The sequence below is a fragment of the Caballeronia sp. ATUFL_F1_KS39 genome (genome assembly GCF_023630985.1).
Classification (GTDB): Bacteria; Pseudomonadota; Gammaproteobacteria; order Burkholderiales; family Burkholderiaceae; genus Caballeronia; species Caballeronia zhejiangensis.
On record NZ_JALQDZ010000039.1, the window covers coordinates 1 to 14,912 of the forward strand.

Annotated in this window: 16 protein-coding genes; 11 read left to right on the top strand and 5 right to left on the bottom strand. The window is 64.1% G+C overall.

What is annotated here, in order from left to right:
• Positions 1-200: 200 nt before the first annotated feature.
• The 3 genes from NCR93_RS19590 to NCR93_RS19600 all read right to left on the bottom strand — a co-directional run bounded on the left by NCR93_RS19590 (position 201) and on the right by NCR93_RS19600 (position 3,024).
• On the bottom strand, positions 201-788 hold the full coding sequence (locus tag NCR93_RS19590; RefSeq protein WP_175982310.1) for an amino acid kinase family protein: 588 nt from the start codon (positions 786-788) through the stop codon (positions 201-203).
• Between the two features lie 68 nt (positions 789-856).
• Positions 857-1,987, bottom strand: coding sequence for a hydantoinase/oxoprolinase family protein (locus NCR93_RS19595; RefSeq protein ID WP_175982311.1), 1,131 nt, complete (start codon positions 1,985-1,987; stop codon positions 857-859).
• Positions 1,984-3,024, bottom strand: coding sequence for an ATP-grasp domain-containing protein (locus tag NCR93_RS19600; protein ID WP_033536946.1), 1,041 nt, complete (start codon positions 3,022-3,024; stop codon positions 1,984-1,986). Before NCR93_RS19600 ends, NCR93_RS19595 begins: the two co-directional genes overlap by 4 nt.
• A gap of 13 nt (positions 3,025-3,037) precedes the next feature.
• Here NCR93_RS19600 and NCR93_RS19605 point away from each other — a divergent pair, with 13 nt between their 5' ends.
• Positions 3,038-3,769, top strand: coding sequence for a HisA/HisF-related TIM barrel protein (locus NCR93_RS19605; protein ID WP_175982312.1), 732 nt, complete (start codon positions 3,038-3,040; stop codon positions 3,767-3,769).
• Positions 3,770-4,495: 726 nt separating this feature from the next.
• Here NCR93_RS19605 and NCR93_RS19610 read toward each other — a convergent pair.
• Positions 4,496-4,714, bottom strand: a complete 219-nt coding sequence (locus NCR93_RS19610) for a hypothetical protein (RefSeq protein ID WP_175982313.1) — start codon at positions 4,712-4,714, stop codon at positions 4,496-4,498.
• On the opposite strand from NCR93_RS19610, the gene NCR93_RS19615 reads away from it, so the two are divergent.
• Genes NCR93_RS19615 through NCR93_RS19660 form a run of 10 tightly spaced genes read left to right on the top strand, consistent with a single transcriptional unit; the run spans position 4,713 to position 13,911 of the window.
• The gene (locus tag NCR93_RS19615; protein WP_175982314.1) at positions 4,713-5,975 is read left to right on the top strand and encodes a molybdopterin-binding domain-containing protein; all 1,263 of its coding nucleotides are present in this window, start codon (positions 4,713-4,715) and stop codon (positions 5,973-5,975) included. The genes NCR93_RS19610 and NCR93_RS19615 overlap by 2 nt on opposite strands.
• The gene (locus NCR93_RS19620) at positions 5,972-7,666 is read left to right on the top strand and encodes a formylmethanofuran dehydrogenase subunit A (protein WP_008354326.1); all 1,695 of its coding nucleotides are present in this window, start codon (positions 5,972-5,974) and stop codon (positions 7,664-7,666) included. Before NCR93_RS19615 ends, NCR93_RS19620 begins: the two co-directional genes overlap by 4 nt.
• A 3-nt stretch (positions 7,667-7,669) precedes the next feature.
• On the top strand, positions 7,670-8,611 hold the full coding sequence (gene fhcD, locus NCR93_RS19625; RefSeq protein ID WP_175982315.1) for a formylmethanofuran--tetrahydromethanopterin N-formyltransferase: 942 nt from the start codon (positions 7,670-7,672) through the stop codon (positions 8,609-8,611).
• A complete protein-coding gene (locus tag NCR93_RS19630) occupies positions 8,608-9,429 on the top strand; it encodes a formylmethanofuran dehydrogenase subunit C (RefSeq protein ID WP_008354323.1) in 822 nt (273 codons plus the stop codon). Before fhcD ends, NCR93_RS19630 begins: the two co-directional genes overlap by 4 nt.
• Before the next feature lie 46 nt (positions 9,430-9,475).
• Positions 9,476-10,048 (top strand): cytochrome b, encoded by a 573-nt coding sequence (locus NCR93_RS19635; RefSeq protein ID WP_008354322.1) that lies wholly within the window; start codon positions 9,476-9,478, stop codon positions 10,046-10,048.
• The gene (gene pqqB, locus NCR93_RS19640; protein WP_175982316.1) at positions 10,045-10,965 is read left to right on the top strand and encodes a pyrroloquinoline quinone biosynthesis protein PqqB; all 921 of its coding nucleotides are present in this window, start codon (positions 10,045-10,047) and stop codon (positions 10,963-10,965) included. The genes NCR93_RS19635 and pqqB overlap by 4 nt, the downstream gene beginning before the upstream one ends.
• Before the next feature lie 22 nt (positions 10,966-10,987).
• On the top strand, positions 10,988-11,734 hold the full coding sequence (gene pqqC / locus NCR93_RS19645; protein ID WP_008354320.1) for a pyrroloquinoline-quinone synthase PqqC: 747 nt from the start codon (positions 10,988-10,990) through the stop codon (positions 11,732-11,734).
• Positions 11,731-12,039 carry a pyrroloquinoline quinone biosynthesis peptide chaperone PqqD gene (pqqD, locus tag NCR93_RS19650; protein ID WP_008354319.1) on the top strand — a complete coding sequence of 103 codons (309 nt, stop codon included), beginning with the start codon at positions 11,731-11,733 and terminating at the stop codon, positions 12,037-12,039. The genes pqqC and pqqD overlap by 4 nt, the downstream gene beginning before the upstream one ends.
• A 4-nt stretch (positions 12,040-12,043) precedes the next feature.
• Positions 12,044-13,240 carry a pyrroloquinoline quinone biosynthesis protein PqqE gene (gene pqqE, locus NCR93_RS19655; protein WP_175982317.1) on the top strand — a complete coding sequence of 399 codons (1,197 nt, stop codon included), beginning with the start codon at positions 12,044-12,046 and terminating at the stop codon, positions 13,238-13,240.
• A complete protein-coding gene (locus NCR93_RS19660; protein WP_175982318.1) occupies positions 13,237-13,911 on the top strand; it encodes a response regulator in 675 nt (224 codons plus the stop codon). The genes pqqE and NCR93_RS19660 overlap by 4 nt, the downstream gene beginning before the upstream one ends.
• Here NCR93_RS19660 and NCR93_RS19665 read toward each other — a convergent pair.
• Positions 13,857-14,861, bottom strand: a complete 1,005-nt coding sequence (locus NCR93_RS19665; protein ID WP_175982319.1) for an ATP-binding protein — start codon at positions 14,859-14,861, stop codon at positions 13,857-13,859. The genes NCR93_RS19660 and NCR93_RS19665 overlap by 55 nt on opposite strands.
• Between the last annotated feature and the right edge of the window lie 51 nt (positions 14,862-14,912).

Below are 14,912 nucleotides of genomic sequence, written 5' to 3' on the forward strand. Positions count from 1 at the left end.
TGATGCGCGACGGCACAACTTGGAATCCCCCAAAACCATGATCCTTACCAACTCAACCCTTGACGCTCAATACAGTTGCTTTCTTTGCAGCAGCAAAGAAAGTGACTGCCGCCCCGCACAGGGGCAGTGCTAATAGACCGACACGAAAACGGGATCCGGCGAAATCAAAAGCGATAAGCAAAACCAAAAGCGAAGAAAATTCAAACCGCCACGTTGAGCAATCGATCCCGCATAACCCCTACATCGGACTTACTCAAAACCTCGACGACATAATTTGCATCCCGCACATAAGCCGCAAACCGCCGATCCAGAATGCCTTTAGAAGTTAGCGCCTCGAGCGGCGCATTCGCCTCGACCTCGCAAGACTTCACGATCATCAACCGCTCCGCATTAAGCGAAGTAGAAAGCCACGCGGCGAGCGAATCCGAAGTGGTCTCCCAGTTCGTCATGGAATCGGGCGTCGAGCGCATCAGATCGGTCGGAACCCAAACCGCCACACGCCCATCGCGCAACGCGCGCCGAATCCTATCCTCGTTCGACGCCAGCACGAGCTCCGGCACCACGCCCTGCATCAGAATCGCGTACTGCGCCATCGCGAGCAGACACATGTTGTGAGCCGCGAGATCGTCGAAATGCCACTCCTGCTGATACTGCCGCACCGCGTCCGCGAAATCGCCGCCGCCCGGCACGATCACGACGCGCCCGCCGCCCACTTCCCATAGCCGCGTCAACCACTCGCGCAGCGCCGGGTCGTGACTCAGGCTTCCCCCGATCTTCACCACCCACATATTCCTGTCCTCGTTCGATCAAGCCGGCGGGCCACGCACCCGCATCCTTCGCTATGTTTCGCACGCTATCACGCAGCGCGCGCCGATGCATCGTTCGACAGATGCGCTTCGTTGCCTCCCGCGCCCTTCATCGCCATCGACGCCAGCAGCGCAACCGCCACGCTCGGCGCGCACGTCGATACCCATTCGGCACGCGTCGCATCGTCGCCGTCGATACCCGCGAGACGCGCGAAGTCGACATAGCTGCGCGCCTCCTGCCGCGCCAGCGCCGCCGCCAGAAAGCGCCCGCAACCCGCGCCCACGATCGGCGCCGCCGCCAGCGCCGCATCCTGCGCAACGACGCGCGCCAGATTCGTCTCCAGCGCGCGCAACTGCTCGCGCCGCCAGCCCTGCGCGAAACGCCGCCACTCCGCATCGCTCGCATCGGCGGCGTCGCGGCCGATCATCCGCGCAATCCGGACGCGGCTCGCAGCCTGCGTCTTCGGCCCGTTGTCGGCGCTCGGATGCTGGTCGTGCTCGGGCCACAACTCGCCCGTCAGACGATAGACATCCGCGGTCGTCGCGAACCATTCGTTCATCACGCCGGCGTGCTCGCCGCGAAACGCGATGCGATGCGCGAGCCCGCACAACGGCGTTCGCACCACGCCCTGATACACGAGCTCACCGCTCACGAGCCGTTCGGCGTCGCTGGTGCCGCGCGCCACGACGCGTCTGCCGACGATCGGAATGATGTCCGTCGTCGTGCTGCCGATATCGACGAGCAGCGCATCCGGCAGGCACGCCGCGACCCATTGCGCGGTCGCGAGCCAGTTAGCCGATGCGACCTTGCGCCAGTGTTCCGCGCACGCCGAGCGCGCGAGCCAGCCCGCGTCGCCGGCGAAGAACATCGTGCGCGGCCCGAGCCTTTGCGCAAGCGCGCGCGTCAACGCACGCACGCCGTCGGCACGGTCGGCGAAGAGATCGACCATTTCGCCCGTCATCGTGACGGCGTGGCGCGCGGCCGGATCGGCGGCGGCGGGCCAGCGCTCGAACATCGCGTCGATCGCGCGTTCCAGGTGCGCCATGCCCTGCCACAGCGGACACGCCCATTGCGCGACGTCGGCGAGCACGCCCGCGCGCGTCGCCATCGACACCTTGACGTGCGCGCCGCCCACGTCCCAGCCGAACACCGGCGCATCGTGCAATGTCGGTGCCGTCATGACGACGCTCCGGCGCACGCGCGCAGCAATCCGGCATCCCCGTCGAAGCCGGGCACGCGATGCGCCGCGAGCAGCTCCGCCGCGAGATTCCTGCCGCCGCGCCGGCTCAGTTCCGCATACGCGACCGTGAGACGCGGATTCACCTCGATCACGACCGGCCCGCGCTCGGGATGCCACACGACATCGATGCCGACGAAGCCGCGCAGCCCCGGAAACGCATCGGCGACGCGCAGTGCGAGCCGTTCGAGCGCGCGTCCTTGCGGCCCATGCCGGTCGATGCGGTCGACATCGACGCCATCGAACTGAACGATGCGCTCGCGCCGTTCCGATCCCGCCGCATCCGACAATCCGATGCGCTGCCGGTTGATGCTCACGAGCCGCGAGAGCCGGTCGCGGCAGATCAGCGAAAGGCTCAACGGCTCGCCGTCGACCCATTCCTGCAGCACGGGATTGCGGCCCGCTTCCGCGCGCGCGGCGTATTCGGCGCGCGCGGCGGCGAGGTCGTCGTAGACGTAGGTATCGAGGCCGCCCGCACCGTCGTCGGGCTTGACGACCCAGCGCCGGCCGATTGCGGCGGCCGCGTTTTCCGGTTCGAGCGCGCGCGTCGCGGCGATGCTGCGCGCGGCGAGACACGCGGCCGTCGCGCTCTTGCTCGATGCCGCGCGGATCGCTTCCTTCGCGCAGCCGAGCCAGCGCGCCTGGCCGACGGCGTCGTAGAGCTTGAGCAGCAGTCCGTCGCACTCGGGCGCGACGATGCAGGCATAGTCATGCTCGCGCGCCACGCGGGCCACGAAGCGGATGAGCGATTCGCCCGGATGCGCGCGCACGTAGCCGCTTGCGCCGTCGAGTTGCTCGAAGCGCGAGCTTGCGACGGTCACGTCGATGCCGGGCAGCGCGCGCAGATCGGCGGCGATGGCGTCGCGCATCACGCGGCCTTCGACGATGAGCGCGGAGAGATCGGCGAGGCTGCCTGCGCCTGCCGCGTCCGGATCGATGCCGCCGCCGGTGAGATACTCGAATACAAAGATCTTGGTCAAAGGAAAGCCATCCATGCAGGTGATACCCGTTCTCGATCTGCTCGACGGCCACGCGGTGCGCGCGGTGCGCGGCGAGCGTTCGCGCTATCGGCCGATCCAGTCCTCGTTGTGCGCGACGAGCGATCCTGTTGCGATCGCCCGCGCGCTCGTCGCCGCGACCGGCGCGCGCACGTTGTACGTCGCCGATCTGGGCGCGATCCTTTCGCGCGGCGCGCACGATGCCGCGCTCGCCGCGATTTGCGATGCCCTCGGCGACGGCCTGCGCATCTGGCTCGACGCGGGCTTTACCGCGTTTCTGCCGATGCGCGCTTTCATCGAACGCGTCTTGCGGCTGACGCGTTCAGCGGCGCCTGCCGCGATCCTGCCTGTGTTCGGCACCGAAACGCTCGTCGATGTCGGCGCGATCGCCGAGGCATCGGCTTGCGGCTTCGAGCCGATACTTTCGCTCGACTATCGCGGCGGGCGCGCGCTCGGGGCGACGCATGGCGAGAGCGGATGGTGGCCGTCGCGCGTGATCGTGATGACGCTCGATCATGTGGGCGCGTATGGCGGGCCCGATCTCGACACGTTCGCTGACGTGCGGGCGCTTGCCGGGGCGCGGGAGGTGATCGGCGCGGGTGGAATCCGCCATGCCGATGATCTCGCGCTCGCCGAGCGCAGCGGCGCTTCTGCCTGGCTCGTCGCTTCCGCTATTCACGATGGCGCCTTATCTCAGGGCGATGTGCATCGCGGGGCTTCTTTCTGACTTCCTTGGCATCGAACTCAATTTTTATGCCAACGGCTTTCGGGGCGCGTTTCAGGTGTAATCGTTTGGGAAGCAGGTGTTGCATATGGTGATTCATGGGTGACAGTGTGTTGCAATGCGGAGCAGTTTTTTTCGCCTTTCCCGGCGGGGGTTTCGCTGGATCCCGGTTTCGCGTCGGTCTATTAGCATTGCCCCTGTGCGGGCGGTAGTCACTTTCCTTCCAGTAGTCGCCGGATCCCGGTCTCGCGTCGGTCTATTAGCGTTGCCCCTGTGCGGGGCGGCACTCACTTTCTTTGCTGCTGCAAAGAAAGTAAGCAAAGAAAGCAGCTCTTCAGGCCCGCGGTCACACGCAATTTGGGTAGTCCTCTCGTCACAGGCGGCACTCGCCTAAAGAGTGCCCTCAAACACCTAATCGGGCTTGGCTCGCGCACGGTCTGCCGCCCGAATACGTTGAGCGCGCTGGTTCAGCACGAAACAGCTTCGGCACAGCGCTACGCGCTGCCGCTGGGTCTGCAAGGGAAACCATCGGTTTGCGCGCGCAGTGCGATAAAGATGTTAGTAGCGAAGCACGCGCATTCCCGATTGACCGGTCGGCCGCGAAGCGGGCTGGAGCTATTTGGTGCTGAACCAGTTTGGTATGTGGTGCGATGAGACGGACCGTGCGCGAGCCAAGCCCGGTTGGGCCTATGAGGGCACTCTTTAGGCAGCCCACGATGGACGAGAGGACTACCCAAATTGCGTGTGACCGCGGGCGTATCGGAAGCTGCTTTCTTTGCTTACTTTCTTTGCAGCAGCAAAGAAAGTGAGTGCCGCCCCGCACAGGGGCAGTGCTAATAGACCGACACGACAACGGGATCCGGCGAAATCAAAAAGCGATAAGCAAAAGCGAAAAGCAAAAGCAAAAGCAACAAAACCGGCATAGACCTTGCTCAAAAGGTCGACCATGCCCGATACCTCCACCACGCCGAGCGCCCCGTCCGCGGCCTCAAAACCTTGGACCTGTCCGTTCTGCCCTTTACTATGCGACGACATCACGCTCGCACCCACCGCCGATCATCGCCTCGCAGCGCCGCACACCGCCTGCCCGCGTCTGGACGCCTCCCTTGCCCGCTTCGGTCCGAACGATGCAAGCCAGAAGCCCCAAATCGACGGGCAAGTCACCGACGAAAAGTCGGCGCTCTCGCGAGCCGCCGCGATCCTGTCGAACGCACATCGGCCGCTATTCGGCGGTCTCGCGACCGACGTGTCCGGCGCACGCGCGCTCTATGAACTCGCCGCGCAGTGCGGCGCGATCCTCGATCACCTTCACGGCGACACGCTCGCCGACAGCAATCGCGCACTGCAAGATCGCGGCTCGTTCTTCACGACGCTCTCCGAAGTCCGCTCGCGCGCCGATCTCATCGTCGTGTTCGCGTGCGAGCCGTCGCGACGCTATCCGCGCTTCTTCGAGCGCATCGCAAGCGAGGGCCGCGAGACAAAGGTTGTATTCATCGGATGTGACATCGATAAAGCCGCCAACGCCCAAGCCGAATCGATCCTCGCGAACGCCGATCCCTTCGACACACTCGCGCTGTGGTCCGCGCTCGTCGAAGGCGGCCGTCCGATTCCAACGCCAGAGCTCGTCGCGCTGACCGAACGCATCAACGCCGCGAAGTACACGGCGGTGATCTACGAGCCATCGGCGCTGCCGACGCAACACGCCGCGCTCGCGATCGAAGCGCTGCAACGCATCGTCAAGGCGATCAATCGCACCGCGCGCGCCGGCACGCTCGCCCTCACCAGCGACGACGGCGCCGCGTCCGTCAATCAGGCGATCACATGGCTGTCGGGCTTTCCGCTGCGCACGCGCGTCGCATACGGCTTGCCGCTCGATCACGACGCGCATCGCTATCGCTCGGAAACGCTGCTGCAGCGCGGCGAAATCGACGCGCTCCTGTGGGTGTCCAGCTTCGCGCCCGAGCCGCTGCCCGCATCGCTCGATGCGAACGTGCCCGCGATCATCCTCGCGCATCCATCGACGGCCGTCCCCGTGCGCCACGCGCCGACCGTGTTCATCCCCGTCGCGACGCCGGGCATCGACAGCGGCGGGCATCTGTTTCGCGTCGATACATCGGTGGTCGCGCCGCTCGCCGCCGCGCGCGATTACGCCTTGCCGACGGTCGCATCGATCGCATCGCAACTCGCGCAGGCAAGGAGGCCCGCATGAGCGTCACGCGCCTCAAAGGCGGCACGCTTTACGATCCGGCGAATGGCGTCGATGGCGAGAAGCGCGACATCCATATGCGCGATGGCCGCATCGTCGCCGATGCCGCGAACGAAAGCATCGACCGCGATTACGATGCGAGCGGCATGATCGTGATGGCGGGCGGCATCGATCTGCATTCGCACATCGGCGGCGGAAAGACGAATCTGTCGCGGCTGCTTCTGCCCGAAGATCATCGCGACGATCCGCGTGCCGTGCCCGATCGTCCGAACGAAGGCCGATACATGCGTCTGCCATCGTGCGGCGTGTGCGCGCCCGGCACGCTTGCCACCGGTTATCGCTATGCGGAAATGGGCTACACGGCCGCGTTCGAGCCGGCGATGATCGCGTCGAACGCGCGCCACGCGCATCTGGAAATGGGCGACACGCCGATCATCGATCACGGCGCCTACGTGATGATGGGCAACGACGAGCTCTTCCTGCAGATGCTCGCTGCGAAGGAAGACTTCGAGCGTCTGCGCGATTACGTCGGCTGGACCATCGATTCGAGCAAGGCGCTCGGCGTGAAGGTCGTCAATCCGGGCGGCATATCGGCGTTCAAGTTCAATCAGCGTTCGCTGGATGTCGATGAAAAGCACGCGCATTACGGCATCACGCCGCGCGACGTGTTGAGCACGCTCACGCGCGCGCTCACCGAGCTGCGCGTGCCGCATCCGCTGCATGTTCACGCAAGCAATCTCGGCGTGCCGGGCAACATCGAATCGACGATCAGAACGATGGACACCGCCGATGGCCTGCCCATTCATCTGACGCATATCCAGTTCCATAGCTACGGCATGGAAGGCCCTCGCAAGTTTTCATCGGGCGCGCGCGCGATCGCCGATGCAGTGAACGCGCGGCCCAACGTGACGATCGATGTCGGCCAGATCATCTTCGGTCAGACCGTCACCGCATCCGGCGACACGATGATGCAGTTCAAGAACGCGCCGATGGCCCGACCGCGCAAATGGGTGCTCGGCGATATCGAATGCGATGCGGGCTGCGGCATCGTGCCGTTCAAGTACCGCGAACAGAGCTTCGTGAATGCGCTCCAATGGATCATCGGGCTCGAGATCTTTTTGCTCGTCGACGATCCGTGGCGGGTGTCGATGACCACCGATCATCCGAACGGCGCGCCGTTCACGAGCTATCCGCATCTGATCCGCTTGCTGATGGACAAGTCCTTTCGCGACGAACAACTCGACAAGCTGCACGCCGATGCGAAAACCGCGAGCGCGTTGAGCGAAATCACGCGCGAATTCTCGCTCTACGACATTGCGATCATCACGCGCGCCGGTCCCGCGAAACTGCTCGGCCTCACGGATCGCGGGCATCTCGGCGCAGGCGCGGCGGCGGACATTGCCGTGTATCGCGACGATGACGATCGCGAGCGCATGTTCACATCGCCTGCTTACGTGTTCAAGGACGGCGAGCTGATCGCGCGCGACGGCACGCTGCTCGCGACGCCCACCGGCGGCATCCATTACGTGCGCCCCGACTACGACCGCGCGATCGAAAAGCGCGTGCGCGAATTCACGCAGGCAAACCTCGCGACGCGCTTCGAGAACATCGCGATCGGCGACGATGAAATCTGCGCATGCTGCAACGGCGGGCGGCTGTTGCCCGTCGCATGCTTCGCTTCGAACGGGAGTTGACGCATGCGTATCAACGACACGCAGATCGACGACACCTTCGCCGAAGCCTTCCCGATGAAAGCGACGCGCCTCGTCATCACCGCGCATTCGTCGACGTGGGCGCGTCACGCGGCCAATTCGCTGACAGGCTTCGCGACGTCCGTCATCGATTGCGGCTGCGAGGCCGGCATCGAACGCGATCTGTCCGGCGATGAAACGCCCGATGGCAGGCCCGGAATCTCGGTGCTGATCTTCGCGATATCGTCGAAGGAACTCGCCAAGCAGATCGCGCGGCGCGTCGGCCAATGCGTGCTGACGTGCCCGACGACCGCCGTCTATGGCGGCATCGATCCCGCCAACACACGCGCGCCGCTCTCCGACAACGCGCCGCTCGGCGCGGGCCTGCGCTTCTTCGGCGACGGCTATCAAATATCGAAAGTGCTCGACGGCACACGCTATTGGCGCGTGCCCGTGATGGACGGCGAGTTCGTCTGCGAGGAATTCACCGCGACGGTGAAAGCGGTCGGCGGCGGCAATCTGCTGTTTCTCGCGCGCGACATCGACAGCGCGCTCAATGCGGCCGAATCCGCCGTCGCCGCGATGCATCGGCTGCCGAACGTCATCACGCCGTTTCCGGGCGGCGTCGTGCGCTCGGGATCGAAGATCGGATCGAAGTATGCGGGCGCGACGGCGTCCACGAACGATGCGTTCTGCCCGACGCTCGTCGGCTTGTCGAAGAAGAGCGAGCTGACGCCGGACATCGCGTGCGTGCTCGAAATCGTCATCGACGGCTTGACCGATGCCGATGTCGGCGCGGCGATGACCGCGGGCATCGCGGCGGCGACGAAGATCGGGCGCGCCGGCGGGGTGCTGCGCATTTCGGCGGGCAACTACGGCGGCAAGCTCGGGCCGTACCATTTCAAGCTGCATGAACTGTCGAAGCATATCGACGGGAGCCGCGCATGAACGCCATCACGTTGCGCGTAAAAAATGCGCCGGGCTTTCGCGTCGACGGGTCGAAATTACTGCCCGCGACGCTCGCGGAGATATCGGCGACAGAACTGCCGCGCATCACGCTGCAAGGCGCGGGCGAAACGTGCGCGCTCGGCGATCTTTTCGACATCGCGCAGGAACCAAGCGATGCGCCCGCACTCACGATAGAAGGCGATGCGCCGTGGCTCGACCGCATCGGCGCGAACATGACCGAAGGCACGCTCGCGGTGCACGGCGCTGCAGGCGATTACGCGGGCATGAAGATGTCCGGCGGCGAGTTGAACATACGAGGCGATGCGGGCGCATTCGCCGCGTGCGAGATGCAAGGCGGACGACTGTCGATTCACGGCAACGCCGGCGAGTTCGCCGCAAGTGCGCTGCCCGGCGACATGGAAGGCATGACAGGCGGCACGCTCGCGATTCACGGCAGCGCAGGCGCGCGCCTCGCGGATCGCATGCGGCGCGGCACCGTGCTGGTCGCGGGCGATGCGGGCGATTTCGCCGCGTCGCGGCTCGTCGCGGGCTCGGTCTGCATCGGCGGGAAAGTGGGCGCACACTTGGGCTACGGCATGCGGCGCGGCACGGTGTTGCTGGCAAATGCGCCATCCCGCATTCCGCCGACGTTCACCGAAGGCGGGCGCGGCTTCGACGTCTTCTGGCTGCTGTTCACGCGCATGCTCGCGCGCGAGATCGCACCCTTTTCGCAGTTCGCTGGCAAGATATTGCCGCGACGCTACGCGGGCGATCTCGCCGTCGATGGACGGGGGGAATTGCTGATCGCCAATTCGTAGCAAGGAGATGAACAATGGACCGTTGGCACTTCCGGGGAGACACGCCATGAGCACCGCGCGGACATCAGCAACGTCGCGCGACGGCCGTATCGATGCCGCAAGCGAGCGTTACGCAGGCCCGATGATCGCGTTGCACTGGATAATTGCGATCGCAATCATCGCGATGCTGTGCATCGGCTTCTATATGGTCGGCCTGCCGCGCGGGTTGCCGTTCAAGTCGGACCTCATCAACTTCCACAAGTCGCTCGGAATCACCGTTTTCCTGCTGGTGCTGCTCCGCATCCTGGCACGTCTGGCTTATCGCCGGCCGCCTTTGCCGCCGATGCGAACGTGGCAACGCGCCGCCGCGAGCATTACGCAGGCTCTTTTATACGTTGGCATGGTGGCGATGCCGCTCACCGGTTATCTCGGCTCGTCGTTCAACAAGTTCGGCACGAAGTTCTGGGGCATCGCGCTGCCGCAATGGGGCTGGGACGACAAATCCATGCGGCAGATCTTCTTCGGCATTCACGAGTATCTGGCGTGGATCATGGCCGCGCTCGTCATCGTGCATTTTCTCGGCGCGATGAAGCATCAGTTGATCGATCGCGACGGTCTCTTGCGGAGGATGCTGCCTTGAAGATTCGCGTGCTCGGTTCATCGGCGGGTGGCGGCTTTCCGCAATGGAACTGCAACTGCCGCAATTGCGATGGCGTGCGGCGCGGCTCCATTCTGGCGCGTGCGCGCACTCAGTCGTCCATTGCTGTTACCGATAACGGCGAGGACTGGCTGGTCGTCAACGCATCGCCGGACATTCTTGCGCAGATCGCCGCAAACCCGGAATTGCAGCCCGCGCGCCGGGTGCGCGACACCGGCATCGCTGCCGTCATCACGATGGATGCGCAGATCGATCATGTCACCGGTCTGCTGATGCTGCGCGAGCGCGGCACGCCCTTGCCGCTCTATACGACGGACGCCGTGTGGCAGGACCTCTCGACGGGCTTTCCCATCACGTCGATTCTTTCGCATTACTGTGGCGTCGAGCACAGGCCCATCGCGCTCGATGGCGCATCGTTGTCCGTGCCTGAGCTGCCGCGCGTGGGCATCGACGCATTGCCTCTGTCGAGCAAGGCGCCGCCGTATTCGCCGCATCGCGATGCGCCGGAAACAGGCGACAACATTGGCCTTATGTTCACGAATCGCGCTTCGGGCAAGCGCGCATTCTATGCGCCGGGGCTCGGCGCGCTGGAGCCGCATGTGCTCGATGCGATGCGCGAAGCAGACTTGCTGCTCGTCGATGGCACCGTCTGGACCGACGATGAAATGATTCGCCTCGGCCTCACGAAGAAGACCGGCAAGGATATGGGCCATCTCGCGCAAACCGGCGCGGGCGGCATGATCGACGTGCTCGATTCGATCGATCGCGCGGGCGTGCGCAAGGTGCTGATCCACATCAACAACACGAACCCGATCCTCATCGAGGATGGACCTGAAAGGCGCATGTTGTCGGAGCACGGCATCGAGGTCGCGCACGACGGCATGACTTTCGAGCTGTGACATTCGCACTGGAGACCGTTAGATGTTCGACCCGATGCTCAACCCGACCACAGGCCCGATCTTCACGAAAGTGACAGACGAAGGCCCCGCGTGGACGCGCGACGAATTCGAAGCGCAGTTGCGCGCGAAGGGCACGGCGTATCACATTCATCATCCGTTCAACGTGAAGATGAACAGCGGCGGCTGCTCGAAGGAACAGATACGCGGCTGGGTCGCGAACCGCTTCTATTATCAGATCAACATTCCGCTGAAGGATGCGGCGGTGATGTCGAATTGCCCCGATCGCGACACGCGCCGCCGCTGGGTGCTGCGCATTCTCGATCACGATGGCTACGACGATCAGCCCGGCGGCATCGAGGCATGGGCGCGTCTTGGCGATGCGGTCGGCCTCTCGCGCGACGATCTATGGTCGCTCAAGCTGGTGACGCCGGGCGTGCGCTTCGCCGTCGATGCCTACGTGAACTTCGCACGGCGTGCGCCGTGGCAGGAGTCGGTGTGTTCATCGCTTACGGAGATGTTCGCGCCGCAGATTCACAAGGACCGGCTCGCGACATGGCCCGAGCATTACAAGTGGATCGAGCCTGAAGGGCTTTCTTATTTCCGCTCGCGCGTGTCGCTTGCGCAGCGCGATGTCGAGCACGGTCTCGAAGTGACGCTCGCGCATTTCACGACGCGTCAGGAACAGCAACGCGCGCTCGATATCCTGCAGTTCAAGCTCGATATTCTCTGGACCATGCTCGATTCCATCGAAAAGGCTTTTCCGCAATGAGCGATACGAACCCGACTCAACGCAAGCAGGAAGCCGTCGAAGCGCCGGACGATTCGTTGCATCCGAAACTAAAACGCCTCTTCCGGCTGCAATGGGAACCTGCGCAGAACGCGCATGTGCTGCTTTATCCGGAAGGCATGGTGAAGCTCAATCAGAGCGCATCGGAGATTCTTCTGCGATGCGACGGCACGCGCGATATCCCCGCGCTCGTCGCCGATCTGGAGCAGGCGTTCAATGCGACCGGCCTCGGCGACGACGTGCGCGCGTTCATCGCCGGCGCGCGTGCGCGAGGCTGGCTGGAGTAGCGTCATGACCGACTTGTCCGAACCGATTGCGAAGCCCGAGCACGAAGACGCAACCGTCGCGCCGCCGCTCTGGCTGCTTGCCGAGCTCACGTATCGCTGTCCGCTGCATTGCGTGTTCTGCTACAACCCGGTGAATTACGCCGATCACACGCGCGAGCTGGACACCGATCAATGGATCGACGTATTGCGTCAGGCACGCGCGCTGGGCGCCGCGCAACTCGGCTTCTCCGGCGGCGAGCCGCTCTTGCGCGACGATCTCGAAACGCTCGTCGGCGAAGCGCGCAAGCTCGGCTTTTATACGAACCTCATCACATCGGGCATCGGTCTGACGGAGAAGCGCATCAGTGCGTTGCAGGACGCCGGGCTCGATCACATACAGCTTTCGTTTCAGGACTCGTCGCAGGAATTGAACGACTTCCTTTCCAGCACGAAGACCTTCGACTACAAGAAGCGCGTCGCGAATCTCATCAAGGCGCATGGCTTTCCGATGGTGCTCAATTGCGTGCTTCACCGCTATAACCTGCCGCATATCGGACGCATCATCGACATGGCGCTCGCGATGGGCGCGGAGTATCTCGAACTCGCGAACACGCAGTATTACGGCTGGGCGCACAAGAATCGCGCGCAACTCATGCCGACCAAAGAGCAGCTCGACGAAGCCGAAGCGGTGGTCGAACGCTATCGCGGCGAGATCGGCGACCGGTGCAAGATCTTCTTCGTCGTGCCGGATTACTACGAGCGCAGACCGAAGCGCTGCATGAACGGCTGGGGCTCGGTGTTTCTCGGCATCGCGCCCGATGGCGCCGCGCTGCCGTGTCATACCGCGCGGTCATTGCCGGGCCTCACGTTTCCGAACGTCACCGATATGCCGATCAAGGACATCTGGTACGAGAGCGATGCGTTCAACCGGTTTCGCGGCTTCGGCTGGATGAAGGAGCCGTGCCGCAGTTGCGACGAGAAGGCCATCGACATGGGCGGCTGCCGCTGTCAGGCGTATCTGCTGACGCAGGACCCCGCGAATGCCGATCCGGTTTGCGACAAGTCCCCGCATCACGAGCGCGTGATCGAAGTCGTGCGCGCTGCATCGGCACGGCAGGAACCGCAAGAGCAACCCATCGTCTTTCGCAACGATGCGAACTCGAAGCGCATCGCGGCCGAGGCCTCCGGTAGTGGTTCAAAAGAAGGAGAAGACAAGCCATGACTGCCGATATCTCCGTGCTGCTGGTGGACGATCACGCCGTCGTGCGTGAAGGCTACAAGCGTCTGCTCGAACTGAGTCCCGATGTGAACGTCGCGGGCGAAGCGGCGGATGCAGCCGAGGCTTATCAGAAGTTTTGCGCGCTGCAGCCGGATGTCGTCGTGATGGATCTCGCGTTGCCGGGCGCAAGCGGCATCGAGGCGATGCGGCGCATGCTGGCGCGCGAGCCGCACGCGCATGTGCTCATTTTCAGCGTGCATGAAGAAGCGATCTTCGTGCGACGCGCGCTGGATGCGGGCGCGCGCGGTTATGTGACGAAGGCGAGCGCGCCCGATGTGCTCGTCGAAGCGGTGCGTTCGGTTGCGCGGCGCGTTTCGTATCTGAGTCCCGATGTGTCGCAAGCGCTTGCATTGCGCGCGAGCATTCAGGAAGGACGGCAGTTATCCGCGCGCGAATTCGAGGTGCTGAGATTGCTCGTGCAGGGTTATACGCTGCCGAGCATCGCGGAGAAGTTAGGCTTGAGCCAGAAGACGGTTGCGAATCATCAATCGGTGATCCGCCAAAAATTCGGCGCGGATAACGGCGTGCAGTTGGCACAGATCGCGAACCGCCTGGGGCTTCACTTCGCCGATTTCGCTTCGTCGGCGGTCGCGGGCAACGGCAGCCCCGCCTGAGCCGGCACGCGCGCGCAAAACAGAAAACCCGCGCCCGGCTCGCTCACGATCTGAAACTCGCCGCCGAGCGCTTCGACGCGCTCGCGCATGCCGATCAAACCGAGTCCCTTGCGCGGCTTCGCGAGATCGACGCCCGGGCCGTCATCGGCCATCGTCACGACAATTTCTTCCGGCGCGCGCGCCAGATAAATCTCCACGCGTGAAGTCCGTGCGAACTTCGATACGTTCGTCAGCCCTTCCTGCACGAGCCGATACAGCGTGATGTTGAGCGCATCGCTCAAATTGTCGAAATCGCCGTCGACAGCGAGCGTGAACGTCACATCGGGCAAGCGCTCGCGCCAGCCATCGACGCAATGTTCGAGCGCCGTCGGCAAGCCGAATTCATCGAGGCCGATGGGACGCAGCCTGCGAATCATCCCGCCGATCTCGCGATACACATGCGTCGCGCTTTGCATCAGCGCAAGCGACAGCCGATGAATCTCCGCCTCGCGCGTAGCCGACAAATCGCGGATACGCCCCGCATCGAGCGATATCGCGTTGAGGTATTGCCCGAGCTCGTCGTGCAACTCGCGCGCGAGATGACGCCGCTCGGTCTCCTGCGCGGCGAGCGCCTGATTCGCAAGGCGACGATTCTCCGCAAGCAGATGCTCGGCCTCTTCTTCGAGCGCGCGCCGTCTGCGCACTTCCGATTGCGCCTCGCGATAACGCCGCCACGCGAACCACGCGAAACCGATCGCGAGCACGACGAGCGTCGGCGGCAATTCATCGACTTGAAAGCGTTCGGCGCTGCGCGTCAGCCGATACGCGTACTCGCTGAAATCGAAACGCGCAAAGAGCGCGGCCGCGATCAGCGTCGCCGCGAGCACGCAAGCAAGGTCGCGCCACACCGGCGAGCGCGGCGCGCGGCGGTCGGCGTCTTTCGCGAAAGAGGGCAAGGATTCGGTCGGCATCGTGGAATGCATTCTACGCACGGCGTCATCGCGCCGTGCGGTGGGTGGAAC